This window comes from Enterococcus sp. DIV1067f (assembly GCF_050543505.1).
Classification (GTDB): domain Bacteria; phylum Bacillota; class Bacilli; order Lactobacillales; family Enterococcaceae; genus Enterococcus_D; species Enterococcus_D entomosocium.
In genome coordinates this window covers 1,558,999-1,573,378 of the sequence record NZ_CP172940.1, presented here as the reverse complement: position 1 = coordinate 1,573,378, position 14,380 = coordinate 1,558,999, and the positions used below count along the sequence as shown (strand labels likewise).

At 42.5% G+C, this 14,380-nt stretch carries 13 protein-coding genes; 5 read left to right on the top strand and 8 right to left on the bottom strand.

Annotated elements, in window-relative coordinates:
- Nucleotides 1-3 precede the first annotated feature (3 nt).
- From IGJ42_RS07300 to IGJ42_RS07290, 3 genes are all read left to right on the top strand, one after another.
- Nucleotides 4-624, top strand: a complete 621-nt coding sequence (locus IGJ42_RS07300; protein WP_086332344.1) for an MBL fold metallo-hydrolase — start codon at nt 4-6, stop codon at nt 622-624.
- Between the two features lie 34 nt (nt 625-658).
- Complete coding sequence (locus IGJ42_RS07295; RefSeq protein WP_005236258.1) at nt 659-1,363, top strand: histidine phosphatase family protein; 705 nt, start codon at nt 659-661, stop codon at nt 1,361-1,363.
- A 148-nt stretch (nt 1,364-1,511) separates the two neighbouring features.
- A complete protein-coding gene (locus IGJ42_RS07290) occupies nt 1,512-2,345 on the top strand; it encodes an undecaprenyl-diphosphate phosphatase (RefSeq protein ID WP_005236259.1) in 834 nt (277 codons plus the stop codon).
- 74 nt (nt 2,346-2,419) lie between these two features.
- Here the strand turns inward: IGJ42_RS07290 and IGJ42_RS07285 are convergent, their stop codons facing one another.
- Together IGJ42_RS07285 and IGJ42_RS07280 are read right to left on the bottom strand one after the other, a co-directional pair.
- The gene (locus IGJ42_RS07285; RefSeq protein WP_008381351.1) at nt 2,420-3,043 is read right to left on the bottom strand and encodes a DUF47 domain-containing protein; all 624 of its coding nucleotides are present in this window, start codon (nt 3,041-3,043) and stop codon (nt 2,420-2,422) included.
- A gap of 12 nt (nt 3,044-3,055) precedes the next feature.
- Nucleotides 3,056-4,111, bottom strand: a complete 1,056-nt coding sequence (locus IGJ42_RS07280) for an inorganic phosphate transporter (protein ID WP_005236263.1) — start codon at nt 4,109-4,111, stop codon at nt 3,056-3,058.
- A 236-nt stretch (nt 4,112-4,347) separates the two neighbouring features.
- Between IGJ42_RS07280 and rpsT the strand changes: the two genes are divergently transcribed.
- Nucleotides 4,348-4,602 carry a 30S ribosomal protein S20 gene (rpsT, locus tag IGJ42_RS07275; protein ID WP_005230162.1) on the top strand — a complete coding sequence of 85 codons (255 nt, stop codon included), beginning with the start codon at nt 4,348-4,350 and terminating at the stop codon, nt 4,600-4,602.
- Nucleotides 4,603-4,654: 52 nt separating this feature from the next.
- Here the strand turns inward: rpsT and holA are convergent, their stop codons facing one another.
- The 6 genes from holA to IGJ42_RS07245 all read right to left on the bottom strand — a co-directional run bounded on the left by holA (nt 4,655) and on the right by IGJ42_RS07245 (nt 13,144).
- Nucleotides 4,655-5,674, bottom strand: coding sequence for a DNA polymerase III subunit delta (gene holA / locus IGJ42_RS07270; RefSeq protein WP_301389368.1), 1,020 nt, complete (start codon nt 5,672-5,674; stop codon nt 4,655-4,657).
- Nucleotides 5,675-5,705: 31 nt separating this feature from the next.
- On the bottom strand, nt 5,706-7,949 hold the full coding sequence (locus IGJ42_RS07265; protein ID WP_086332343.1) for a DNA internalization-related competence protein ComEC/Rec2: 2,244 nt from the start codon (nt 7,947-7,949) through the stop codon (nt 5,706-5,708).
- Nucleotides 7,921-8,418 carry a ComE operon protein 2 gene (locus IGJ42_RS07260; protein WP_005236270.1) on the bottom strand — a complete coding sequence of 166 codons (498 nt, stop codon included), beginning with the start codon at nt 8,416-8,418 and terminating at the stop codon, nt 7,921-7,923. Before IGJ42_RS07260 ends, IGJ42_RS07265 begins: the two co-directional genes overlap by 29 nt.
- 93 nt (nt 8,419-8,511) lie before the next feature.
- Entirely contained in the window at nt 8,512-9,153 is a 642-nt protein-coding gene (locus IGJ42_RS07255; protein ID WP_008381358.1) for a helix-hairpin-helix domain-containing protein, read from the bottom strand.
- A gap of 87 nt (nt 9,154-9,240) precedes the next feature.
- On the bottom strand, nt 9,241-11,835 hold the full coding sequence (locus IGJ42_RS07250) for a family 78 glycoside hydrolase catalytic domain (protein WP_176256993.1): 2,595 nt from the start codon (nt 11,833-11,835) through the stop codon (nt 9,241-9,243).
- A 19-nt stretch (nt 11,836-11,854) separates the two neighbouring features.
- A complete protein-coding gene (locus IGJ42_RS07245; RefSeq protein WP_016613379.1) occupies nt 11,855-13,144 on the bottom strand; it encodes a PTS sugar transporter subunit IIC in 1,290 nt (429 codons plus the stop codon).
- 167 nt (nt 13,145-13,311) lie between these two features.
- On the opposite strand from IGJ42_RS07245, the gene IGJ42_RS07240 reads away from it, so the two are divergent.
- A complete protein-coding gene (locus tag IGJ42_RS07240) occupies nt 13,312-14,337 on the top strand; it encodes an AraC family transcriptional regulator (protein WP_176256992.1) in 1,026 nt (341 codons plus the stop codon).
- Nucleotides 14,338-14,380: the final 43 nt, after the last annotated feature.

Here is a 14,380-nt window from a genome sequence, read left to right as displayed (position 1 = left end):
AGCATGAAAATCATTGGTTTAGTGACAGGACCCGTTCAAGAAAATTGTTACCTAATTTGGAAAGAAGATGTTTTGTTGATTATTGATCCTGGAGCAGAAGCAGCGAGATTGATCGCTGAGATCGAAAAAACAGGCGCAAAACCAGCAGCGATTTTATTGACCCACACTCATTATGACCATATCGGCGCAGTTGACCATTTGCGGGATTATTATCAGATCCCCGTTTACGTGAGTCCGCTTGAGCAAGGATGGCTAAGTGATCCTATGAAAAACCTTTCTGGCCGTCATCCTGAATTAGGAACCATCACCGCACGTCCAGCTGAATTCGAGCTAGAATTGAAAGAGTACGAGATAGCTGGCATGTCCTTTAAGGTTGTTGCAACCCCGGGTCATTCCATTGGTAGCGTCAGTTTTATTTTTGACAATTTTGTCGTTTCCGGAGACGCCTTATTTAAAGGTAGCATTGGTCGGACAGACCTGCCAACCGGAAATTTGGAACAATTGCTGGCCAGCATCCAAACGCAACTCTTTGTTTTACCGAATCAAATGGCGGTCTATCCTGGCCACGGAGAACCAACAACGATCGAAATTGAGAAACGGACCAATCCGTTTTTTAACGCATAAACGTATGACGAATCAAAAGGAGGAATAACTAGTTATGGCAAAGACGGAATTGTATGTCGTGCGTCACGGAAAAACAATGTTTAACACATTGCAGCGGGTGCAAGGCTGGTGTGACACACCATTGACTCGAACCGGTGAACAAGGCATCCACTATTTAGGCCTTGGGTTACGCGATGTGGATTTTGTAGAAGCAGTATCCAGTGACAGCGGTCGAGCGATTGAAACCATGCGTCTGATACTGGGTGAACATGTCAGAGGACCGGAGATCCCTTATCACATCGACAAACGGATTCGTGAATGGTGCTTTGGCTCACTTGAAGGGGCCTATGATGCAGAAATGTGGGGCGTTCTGCCGCGGATTCTTGATTTTCCTGATTATGATGAGATGATTGCTAATCATGTCACGTTTGAGGCGATCGCCAATGCGATCTACCACGCCGATACAGCCAATTGGGCGGAAACCTTTGATGTTTTGACCGAACGTGTCAAAACAGGGTTTGAAGATATCGCCTACCGCGTTGAGAAAAAAGGCGGCGGCAATGCGTTAGTTGTGTCTCACGGCTTAACGATCGCTTTTCTTTTGCATCTGATCAATGATGAGAACAATGTTCGTATGGATATTGAAAATGGTTCGGTCACTCGACTGATCTACGAAGACGGCAGCTTTACCATCGCCGAAGTTGGTAACACAGAATACATCAAAAAAGGCTTAGCGCTCTCTCAAGAGCTTTTGTCCTAAGAGAAACCTCTGACGGCTAATCAATTTCTTCAAGAAAGGAGCAGTTTTTGTTTTAAAAACTGCCCTCTTTTTTTAGGAAAAAGATTGGTATTCGAATCAGGAAACGGTATACTAAGAGTTGTATTTTGTCATAGAAAGGACTGGACCAATGTTTTTTACAAATTTTATAAAAGCGATTTTATTTGGGATCATTGAAGGGATCACGGAATGGCTGCCAATTAGCAGCACTGGTCACTTGATTCTTGCCGACGAATTTATCGGTTTGAATGTTACCCCCGAATTTATGACGATGTTCAATGTTGTCATTCAATTGGGCGCGATACTAGCGGTCGTCTACTTATATTTCCATAAACTGAACCCTTTTTCCCCACAAAAAAATGAAATAGAGAAAAAAGATACGTGGACGTTATGGTTTAAAGTTATTGTTGCGGTCTTGCCATCGGTTATTATCGGATTGCCGTTAGATGATTGGTTAGATGCGCACTTCTACAACTTTTTCTCCGTTTCGATCGTCTTGATCGTTTATGGGATCGGCTTTATCGTAGTTGAAAAACGAAACAAGAATAAAGCACCGAAATGTACCGATTTGAACAAATTCACCTACAAAGCGGCCTTGATTGTCGGCATGTTCCAGGTATTGGCATTGATCCCAGGAACTTCTCGTTCTGGTGCTACTATCTTAGGTGCTATCATGATCGGCGCTTCTCGTTATGTTGCTGCTGAATTTTCATTTTTCTTAGGTATTCCCACCATGTTTGGTGCCAGTGCCTTGAAAATCTTCAAGTTTTTGAAAGATGGCAATGCCTTTGATTTCCAAGGAACCGTCATCTTATTAACAGGAACCATCGTCTCATTCATCGTTTCGATCATCGCGATCCGTTTCTTGATGAACTACATCAAGCGTAACGATTTTACCGTATTTGGATGGTATCGTATCGTTTTAGGAATCATTTTGATCGGCTATTGGCTGATCCAATTATAAGCAAAAAGAGCAACTCTTGTGGCACTTACCTGCCCAAGAGTTGCTCTTTTTTTGTTTGAAAGGTCTCTAGTTCCTCACGTGTTTTTGATTACCATACCGTCAATAATATCCACCGCACTTTCGGTGTCGTTGATAATTGATTCAAAACGATCATAAACATCTTTCCATTTAATGATTTCAAGAACGTCCGTTTCGTCTGTGAATAACGCTTTTTTCATTTTTGAATACAAACGGTCTGCTTCTGATTCAATCGTATTCACATCATTAATCATTTGACGCAATGTTTTTGAATTTTTGAACTTAGGAAATTCTTTTAAGGCCGTTTCAACGCCTTGTGTCGCTTGAACGATCATTCCAGCAAATAAGTTGGTTTCAGGGCGGATCTTCGTAATGACCAAATTCTCAAATAAATAAGTCAGTCCCATAATGCCATCCAAAATATCATCTAGACGCTCTGAAATGACTAGGATGTCCTCGCGATCGATAGGGGTGATAAATGAATCATATAACTCATTGGTTAGCTCAGCGATCACTTTATCCCCTTCTTTTTCCAAAGCATGAATCTCAGCTGCTGCTTCGGTCAATGCTCGTTCAGAATAATCGTTGATCAAAAGCGAAAAACGTTTGGCAGCTAAATGGCCGTTCGTCGCCAACTGCTCCATTGCTGCAAAATAATCGAATCCTTTTTTTCGTGCCATTACTTTCTCTCCTCACAAAATTAGCAATAAAAATTTGACCATTAGAAACGCAATCAATCCACAGCCAGGAAAGGTTAAAATCCAAGCATAGATCATTTCTTTTACAATGCGCCAATCAACGCTAGAAAAACGCCGAGACGCTCCAACGCCCATGATAGCGGTCGTTTTCGTGTGCGTTGTTGAAACTGGGATACCAAATACGGAAGACAAGAACAAACAGATTGCTGCAGTAACATCTGCAGAAAATCCTTGGTATTTTTCCAGTTTTACCATATCCATCCCCACTGATTTAATGATCTTCATCCCACCGACCGATGTACCGATCCCCATGGTCAAGGAACAAAGAACCATCACCCACAGTGGGATGGCAAAGCCATTGCCGGTCTTTTCAGCAAGATTGTTGTAAAAAAGGCCTAACATGAACACACCCATGAATTTTTGTCCATCTTGGGCACCATGCAAGAAGGCATTGGCACCAGCCGCGATGGCTTGACCAACCGTAAAAATTTTGTTGGCTTTTCGCCGTTGGGTATCGCGAAAGAGCCATACGATCAGTTTCGTGATCAAAAATCCACCAATAAACCCCATTAACGTAGACACAACGAGACCGATTAAGACTTTCATCCATTCTTCACCGTTGACTGCATGTAAACCACCCAGAGCCATGGCAGCCCCTGTCAATCCCGCAATCAATGCGTGAGATTCACTGGTTGGGATCCCAAAATACCAAGCTGCGACCGTCCAAACAACAATTGAAAACAAGGCAGCGGCTAATGCGATCTGTGAGACCCGAAAACTCCCGCCTGAGTCAAAAGTCACAATATTACTGATGGTTTCTGCAACTTGCGCATTAAAATACGTCATCACCAGCACACCTAAGAAATTCATGACGACTGCCATGCCAATGGCGATATTCGGGCGTAAGACTCTCGTGGAGACAGCGGTTGCAATAGCATTCGGCGCATCCGTCCACCCGTTGACGAAAATCACCCCTAATGACAAGACAATCGTTAGAAACAAAGCGATATTCACATAGATTCCCCCATTTAAAAATTCCGAAGTAATCATAGCATAGAAAGCTCTTTCTGTGTAAACTTTTTATAACTATTCAGTAAAAAATGTGTAAAGAAGCATTTTTCAAAACCATAAAGCAAAAAATAGCACGGCCAAAAAACAAATTTTTGTGTTAAGTAAAATTTCTTTACAACTTTTATTGCAATCACTCTTGGCATTAGGTATAATGACTAGTGTTGATTTATACGTTTTCTAAACGTAATTGAACTTTTTTTTCGGAGGTGAAATACATGCCAAACATTGAATCTGCAATCAAACGTGTTCGCACAAGCGAAGCGGCTAATGCTAAGAATTCATCTCAAGTAAGCACAATGCGTACAGCAATCAAAAAATTTGATCAAGCTGTTGAAGCTGGTGCTGATAACGTAGATGCGTTATATAAAGATGCTGTTAAAGCAATCGATATGGCTGAGACTAAAGGATTGATCCACAAGAACAAAGCTAGTCGCGACAAATCTCGTTTAAGTAAAAAAATTGCAAAATAAGCAAATTAAGAAAGGCGCAGCAATCATCGATTGCTGCGCCTTTCTTTTTGACTTACTGTTTGCCATGTTTTAAAACAAATAGCTGGAACAAATACTCTTTGTCCATCTGGCCACTTTTTACTAAGTAATCATTTTCGATCAATTCGTTATAGAGCGCCGCTAATTGCTTTTCTCCAAAGCCTCGCGCTTGCTGCATCGCTAACTTCACTCGGTACGGATGAATCCCCAACGTTTCTGCGATATTGGCTTGCTGGTAGCCAATTTTCATCAAAATCGCCGCCTGTAACAGCAGACGGACTTGGCTGATCAAGATAGCATTGATCTTGATCGTCTCTTCCCCTTGCAATAATAGATCGTCATACAAGCGCAACGCATCCGATACGTTCCCCTTTAAGACATCACTGGTTAATTCAAAGACATTATGTTCCAACGTCTTAGGGATCAACTGCAAGACGATCTCTTTCGTGATTTTATTGCCGTTTCCTGCATACAATCGTAGTTTCTGTAACTCCTGCATCGCTTTTGATAGTTGCAGATCCGTTAACCGTAAAAACAAATCAAACGCCTCTCGGCTCATCTCGATGCCATCATTGGCCAACGACTGTTGGAGATACTGACGCACGTCGGCTTCTTTCATAGGTGCGACATCAATCACAACTGCGGCTTTCTTCAGCTGCTTAGTAATTTTTTTCCGTTCATCTAATTTATCGACATCTGCAAAAATCACCATTACCGATGATTCCAATGGGTCTTTGATGTAATTCAAAAAATCATCTAGGTCATGCTCAGGTGCATTGCTCTTTTTTTCAGCCGTTAAGAAAAATGGCCGCTCAACGAAAAGTAATCGCTGATCGCCAAAAAAAGGCAACGATTGAGCTTCTTGGATCACCATATCAAGGGGATCTTTCTCCATGTCAAAGGAAGCAAAATTCAGATCATCTTTCCCAACGGAAAAACGCTCCAAAAAGGCCGTGCGAACTTGCTCTTGTAAAAACATTTCACTGCCGATGACTAGATAAATCGATTGCAACTCCTTGGTTCGAATTGCTTGCAACGCTTTTTGTAATTCCATCGTTCCCCCCGCTTTCATTCTTATCCTACCATTAGTCAATCGGATAGTCTAGCAGCGTTTTTATCAAAAATGATTGTTGTTTTTCAGACCAAATAAATTGGATCATGCCTTGCTGATCGGTTCGCAAAACGGTCTGATTTACCAACGTTTCAAGCACCTCTTCATGAGGATGCCCGTACCGATTGTTCCGTCCACTTGAAACGATCCCGAATTGGGGATCGATTGCCGCAACAAACTCAGGTGCCGTCGAGGTTCGACTGCCATGATGCCCTAGTTTCAATACATCAACTTTAAGATTCGGATAATCATGAATCAACTTTTTTTCCCCTGCTTGTTCGAGATCGCCAGTAAATAAAAATGTTTTATCCCCTACCTTGGTTTTAATCACCAGCGAATCTTCGTTTTGTCCTGCACCTGATTCTGGTGCCAATACTTGCAACTGAAGGAAATCACCCACTACTTGGCCAACCGTCGTCCAAACAACGCTTGTCTGCTTAGGCAGTTCGTTTAAAAGCTTGGCGATGCGGTGATCTTGTTCACTTCCTGGTACGAGATATAACGTTTCAACGGGGATCGCCTTCATCAATGCTAGCGCATCTCCCATATGGTCCGTGTCGCCATGAGTTAGAAACAAACCGGTGATCTTCCTGACTCCCTCCCCTTTCAAAAAAGGAATCAATGTAGATTCCCCAGCAGCTTGTCGTTTGCGCTCTTGCCAGTTTTCTTTCGGAAAAGACAGAGAACCTCCAGTATCGATCACATAAACTTCGCGATTTTTTTCTGCCTGCAAAACGATACTATCGCCTTGACCAACATCGACATAACTAATGGTGGATAAAACGCGATTCTGCTGAAAGACGATTGGTACAACAAGCGAAAAACAGATCACCAGCAGCCACCTTTTCTTTTGGTAAAAGAGCATGCTGAACAAACAACAACTGCCAGCCAATCCTGCAGGAACGACACCCACCGTTATCGATACGCCTCCTACAGCGCCCACGACAACTTCCATAAGCAGCAAAAGCCCTTCAAAAAGTGCAATCAGCCCACTGATGGTTGGAAAAAGAGTCCCAGTAACGAACATTAAGAAACAGGCTGGCAGCAAAACCATTTGAAAAAATGGTAAAAAGACAAACGTCAAAAAGCCCCCAAATAATGGGAATTCATAAAAGAGCGAGGCAATGACAGGCGCAGCCAGCACCGTGAGGAACTGACTACGCCAAAACCACGTCAATTTGATCGGTTGCTGCATTACTATCAGGAAGGTCATCAAAAGACTTAGTTGCCCCGATGTTTGAAGCAATACTTTGGGATCAACGAATAAAAGAGTCGTTAAGACGATCCCATAATGATCACTTGCCGATAGCCGTTGTTGATAAAGAGTTGTTACTTGAGTAACCGATAATGCCAAGACAGCACGCCAGACACTAGTGCCGCCGCCACAAAGACCAATTACGGCTAAGAAAAAGACCCCCATTGGCAACAGCATCTCTTTTTGCGTAAACCCCAATCGGCAGAAGCATCCGCGAAACCATTTGAAAAATAAGACGACATGCATTCCTGAGATCGTAAAGAAATGCAATAAGCCACTAGCATGATACATTTGACGTACTTCTTGAAAGCTATGGTCTTTAAAACCAAAGAGCAATGCATTGATATAGGCAGCTGAGCGTTCAGGAAAGATTCGTTGAACAGAAGAAATAACCTCTGCTCGAACTTTTGCAAGTGAAAAGCCTGCATCTGCTTCTTCCATACCTACCATTTGCTCGATATGGACTGTGCCAATAATTGATCGACTAGCCAGATAGGCAGAATAGTCAAATCCATGGCGGTTTCGTGGTTTTTCAGGAAGAGAAAAAAATCCTTTCACCAGCAGCTTTCTCCCCCAATCGGATCGATCCTGCCATTGCTGTTTTTCAGTCTCTGAAGAAATTGTGTAACGGCCAATCACTTTACCTGCAGAGGATTTTGCTTCAAATGTAAGTAGATCGCCATTGATTTTGATCGTGTCTGGCAGCACATTGACTACCCCTTGATACTCACCTTCTTGTATGTTCCCAGTCCGAGAAAGAGAAACGCGGACACTTAACAGCAACAGTCCGACAAAACAAATCATGCACAAAAATGCTTGTCGTTTTAAGACAAGCATCCCGAAATAATAAAGTGCAATGAGTCCCAGTAAGATGGACTGCCGATAGTAAGCAGTCACCGAACAAGCAAAAATAATACTAAGAAATAAAAATGAATCAGTTCTTTTTTGTTGGTTGTGCATCATTCAGCACACCAAACGAAAGTTTTTCAAAATACACCGGATCGAGTTCAACTTGGTGGACGGAAGCACCTACTTGTTGAATCAGTTCCATTGCATACTGATTGTTGCGATAGTCATTCAAATAATGGATCTTTTTGACCCCTGCTTGCAAAATTGCTTTCGTACAGGGAAGACAGGGAAAATGCGTCACATAGATTTCCGCATTGTCTGTTGACACCCCTAATTTTGCACATTGCAATAAGGCATTCATTTCTGCATGAATCGTCCGAATACAATGGTCATCGACAACATAACAGCCATCGTCAATGCAGTGTACATCGCCACTGACGGACCCGTTGTAGCCTCCAGCGATGATTCGGCGATCTTTGACTAATGTAGCGCCGACTTCAAGTCGGGAACACGTACTGCGTAAAGACAGTAATACAGCTTGTGCCATAAAATACTGGTCCCATGGAATTCTCGTATTGCTCATTCGTTTGCTCCTTTGTCATTGATTAGTTCTATTCTAATCGAATTTCTTGAATTTTCAACCGTCATTTCTTAGTATTTCTTACATTTATTTGGTTCAGTCCGCCACTGTAATCATCTCTTTCAAGGACTCAAAGGTCTTCTCTCCGATGCCTGTGATCTTTTTTAGGTCATCAATCTGTTTAAAAAAGCCATATTCTTCTCGGTAAGCGATGATTGCTTCTGCTTTTTTGGCACCCACACCTGGCAGTTCTTGCAGTTGCTGCGCATTGGCTTGATTCAGATTGATTTGTGTCACTGCTGTTTGGCTGCCACCTACTCCTGAAGCATTCATCTCCATAAACGCTTGATCCTCTTTATGAGGGACGATCACCATCTGTTGATCTTGCAGCACTTGTGCTAAGTTTATGGCTGTTTCTAACGCCTCTTCTGTCAGACCACCTGCTTGTTCGATCAATTCATACATCCGCGCACCTGATTTCAAGCGATAAATTCCCGGTTGGTGCACTTCCCCTTTGACATCTATAACGATCTCATACTCTTCATCGTGAAGACTATCTTCTTGAAGGGCTCCACCTTCCCCCATTTCAGACGATTGACCTGCTGCATCTGCCATTGAATGCCAGTTTGTTTCTTTTTTTTGCGAGAACGGTACAAACCAGATGATCAGCAACACCATCAAAACAGCACCACCAACTGCAAATCGCCAATAGTCTTTGAACAGCTTCCATCGATCCATATTCACCACCTCATAGATGAAATACGCAAAAGATAGTAAACGACAGAAAAAAAGTCAACACTTTCCACGTGTCGACTTTTTCACTAGCTAAGTAGTAATCGTATATAGGCAGGAAACTTTTTTTCGCCCCCCCTCATCTTCTATTTTCTCACTGACTATTCTAAAACCTTTCATCTGACTGATTTCATAGCCACATGTTCGTGGCAACTCCACCGTTAAGCGAACGGTACGATCAGTCTTTTCCCAGCTTAAAGCTACTAATCCAAACGTACTTTGTAAGGAGCCTTTGACATGGGCTATAGGTACATCGAAGGCTGGTTGTATCAGTATCCCAGCGCTTGTCATCTGAATGCCTAATAAATGACGGACAAACCAATACCCATAAGAAGCAAACATGGCATGATTCAACGAACCCTCGTAAGTGGCTGAATGTTGCGGCGTTGGAAAATGTTCCATCAAAGTGCCGTTTCCGCTTGCCAGCATTGCTGCATAACTAGGCGCAGATTTCCTCGTTAACCAATCAAAAATAATATCATTATAGCCAGCTTCAGCCAGCAACTGATAACTCCATGCCATCCCGAAGATGCCGAAAGAGAAAATACCCTCTTGCTGCTTGATCCGTTGTACTAGTTTTGGCAATATTCGTTTTTTCTCACTGAGTCCTGTCTTCATTGCAAAGATCATGCTAGACAAGGTGCCCGCACCGTATTGCTCATTTTCTTTAGAAAACTTCTGTTTGATTTGCAGTGTCGTGTACTGGATCGCTGCTGTCACTCGCTGACAATAGTCCTCTTTACCAATGATCCTCAAGTCGATCAATTCTTGGTAACGCTGTAGTAAAAGCAGATACATGCAGGCAGAGCAAAAGGACTGATCTGGCGAAGTAATAACCCCGTTTTGCTGAGTTTCATCAATTGCTCCCCAATCGCCGAGACAGCACTGGGCGATATAATCAAAATCAAAAGCGAGTAAATAGTTGAGATGCCTTTCCAACTGTGGACGCAGCTTGGCAACCGCTGCTTGTTTTCCATAGGTCTTCACCAAGGCCAAAGCAAGCTCTGAAACTACCAATTGCCACCCTAACGCACCACCACCATTTGATGGACCATTTGTCATGATTCCTACAAATGGCGCAGTTGCAGTCATTGCACCATCCGGTCGTTGGTCGTAGGCAAAATCCCACAACACTTTTTCCAACAACGGCTCAATCGCCAGATCTGCCATCTGCGTTGGTAGTAACGCAACGATGTCCCCACCATAACCAAAGCGCTCACGAGTGCAGTCCTCAAAATACGAGTGGATGTTGTTCAACCGCGTGGCTTGTCCAACCGCCCATAACTGATCCAAGAAAGGATCGGAGGTTTCAAGTGTCACCAACGATTTCACATCCGTATGCAAGCGATAGGCTTTGATTGCTCCTACAATCGATTGAAGGTTGTCAGCAGGTTTCGTCTCGATCAACGCATAGCGAAAGGAATGATACGTGTAGCGGTTTTCAAAAACGAACGTCTTCGCTGCCGTTTTCTCAATGATGTCTCGTTGAACGATAGGATCATCTGGCTGCTTCCCTTCATAGGGATCGTAGACGCCATAAGTTCCACTGATCGTAGACGTATAATCAGGGTTGCCTTGCTCGTCTAATGTTTCTGCATAGCTGATTCTGATCTGACCAATGAAATCTTCCTCAAGAGTACAAGCAAATTGACCGCTGATGATTTGACCGAAGTCAATGAGCAGTCCCGCTGCAGTTTCGGTCATTTTTTGGGGAACGATCGATTGTGTGCGCTTGATTTTTGGAATAAAGCTTGGCTTAAAACGTCCCGCGGGTCCAGCAATTTGTACCGTTTTTCCTTCTGGACGAGGATCAGGTACATCGGTAACGATTTCTCCTATATAAAGATTGTTTTGCAAATAAGGCCCAAAACTGCTTTGCCACTGATTGTCTGAGTAAATGTAGCGATTCTCTCCTCCATCATTTAACTGAAGCTCCCCCCAGAAACAGGGTTTGCCGATCGCTAGTTGTTTGCGAATGTTATACCGACCTAAAATCTCAATCGGAGCAGGGTTGTACCAGCCATTCGCAAGTTCAACTTCGATCCGATTGTCTCCCTTCTGTAAAAAATCAGTTAACTCATAAGTATCATAGTAGACGACTCGATCATAGTTCGTTACATCACTGTTTAAATGAACATCTGATACCGTTTTTCCATTAACTGACAAGCGATAAAAACCAAGCCCGCAGCAATCAATCACTGCATAGGAAGGACACTTTTCCAGTGTGAAAGAGCGAGACAAGCAGCTATTTTTCTCTTCTGAAAAGTAAAATCGTTCTTTTTTAATGGGATCATCTAAGCGAGTGATCCACTTGCCCATGGTTTCTTTAGGTTTCTCACGCTTTGCTATCGTGAAAAACACACTACAGTAACTGGTGACATCGTTTCCTGCTCCGGCGGTCAATTTGACTTGATATTTTTTTCGCTGCGGATGCTGTGGCAAGTGGACCGCCATTTTATTCTCAGAAGCGGCTATGTTGGAAACGTCATACACTGCTTGCTGCTGTTCATTGAAAATTTGCAATCGGTAGCCTTGGTGATTGGTCATCGACCATTCAATAAGGATCGGATCATTTAAATCCACTGTTAATGGCTTTGTCATTCCGTTGATGGTTATCGTTTCTTTCATAAGCTGCTCCTTTCGTGGGTTATTGTGCTTCTTCAACACAGATCTGCTTATCAGCAACTTTGATAAATGGCAACCAAATCATCGTTGCGATCACGATCAAGACGATTTGTAACAATGCGCCCATGATACTACCAGTGACAAAATAGCCGCTAATGATCGGCGGAGTCGTCCACGGAATTTGCGCAAGCCCAGTTGGGATCGGGACTAGCCCGAAATAAAAAGCAAAGTAAGCGACGATCGTTGTGACGGCATTTGCAAAAACAAAAGGAATGATAAAACTGAAATTCAGCATCAACGGTATCCCGAACAACGCTGGTTCACCGATATTGAAAATATAAGGAACACTAGCAATTTTTCCAACCTCTTTGTACTGTTTACTTTTTGCTACGATCAAAATAGCAATGATCGCACCAACGACGCCAATCGAAGCAAAATGATTCCGAAAACTCATACTGATAATATTCGTTGGAATCTCTCCCGCCACTGATGCCACACGATTTTGGTCTTCAAGGACTTGATGGATTGGGTCCATCACTGCTTGAATGATCGAGGTTCCATGAAGGCCAAAAAACCATAGGAATTGCTCGAAAATTTTCACAACGACCATTCCAACTAGGGAGCCACCTAACATAGTTAATGGAATCCCAAGGGTCCCATTGATCAACGTCATGGCATCACTGTTAAATAAGGCTTCGATGATGAGTCGGATGACCCAAATCGTCGTGATGACAAGAAAAGATGGAATCACCGATTCGAATGGACCAGAAACAGCTGGTGGTACCGCTGCTGGCATTTTGATTTTGATTCCTTTACCCTCAATTTTTTTATAAAGAACTGTACTAAAAATACCGACAATAATCGCTAAAAACATCGATTGCGCGCTAACGCGGGTGATATCTAAAAAAGTCCCTGCTTCCATTGCATCCAACGGTGTTAATAGTAAAAAGGAAACAAAAGCAGTTAAGACACATTGCAAAACGTTTGTTTCAAGTTTTTCTGCGAGTGATTTTGCGAGGGAAATGACAACTAGCAAACCACCGATTGCGAGTGTGGCATTGTTGACATAGAGCAATTTCTCTTGCCAGACACTAGCATCTTCTGTTCGCAACACCATAGTAATAAAATCGGTCACTTGTTGGATCGGAAAAAAAGCAATAATTAAAAAGATCGACGCAATAAAGGTGAATGGCATGTAAGCTAACATTGCATCCCTAACTGAAGTAATATAAATATTCCCATTAACTTTACTTGCAAATGGACCAAGGGTACTTTGGATCTTATCCCCTAATGATGGTTTGTCGTGGTTCATGGTGATTCCCCATTTCTTTCGAATTTGCTGGTACTATTGACTATTATTATCATCCGGATTATGATAATTGATAACGCTATCATACAAGTATTATATACTATCTCTACCTGTCTTCAATGACGATACTCTACTATTTCATTGACTATTTTTTACCTAAGGAGAAAGCGATGGATAAACAGAACATTCTGCAGCAGTTACAACAATTGACGACTACCGAAGAAATAGCCCTTAAAAAGACGCAATCCCTTCCATACAATTATGAGGATTTCAAGAAAGTCTACACTGAGAAAAATGAGCCAATTTACCAATATACATTCGAAAAACACCTTTCTCGTCTCATACGAAAACGGCCGCAAGATAGCGGATTTCTTAAGACAAGCCAGCTTTTGATTTTAAAACATGCACGCTTTTCTTCTACGCCGCTACATCAGCATGATTTTATCGAAATGAATTATGTTTTTTCTGGAACAGTCACGATCATGATCAATGAGAAAAAAGTGATCCTAAAGGCAGGTGACTTTTGCTTACTAGATACTGGGGTGATCCACCAAATTATCGAAACAAATCAAGACGACATTGTTATTAACTTTTTGATCAGCAAAGAGTATTTTTCTACCCAGATGCTCAGTCGGTTGGCATCCAATAGCATGATCGCCGACTTTGCCATCAATGCGTTATCTGAAAGTCAAAAGCACAATCAATACCTAGTGTTTGAAACGAGTAACAACGACTATTTGATTGATGCGATTTTCGGGGTCTTGGCCCAGTTCTTCAATCCCTCCTTCGGTTCTCATGAGGTCATCCATTCCTATATGATCATTATTTTTTCCGAACTCGTTCGTAACTTCCAAGAAAAACAACGGATCGAGTCGCAAAAAAGTGACCAACTGTACCTCGGAGAAGTGTTGGACTATCTGGAGAAACATTTCGCTACTTGCACACTAGCTTCGGTTGCGGAGGTATTTGGCTACAACCCGAGCTATTTGAGTCGCCGTATCAGTCAGCAACTTGGTCGTTCCTTTGTGACGATCCTTCAAGAATTAAAACTCAATCAAGCCAGTTTATTGTTGAGAAACTCTCCCCTACCTGTGGAACAAATCGCACACCAAGTCGGCTATAAAAATGTCTCATTCTTCTATAAGCTGTTTCAAAAGAAGTATCAGTGCTCTCCTCATGCCTACCGTCAAAACTAAACAATACTGCTGCACACCATTTTATCGACAAAAAAACACTACT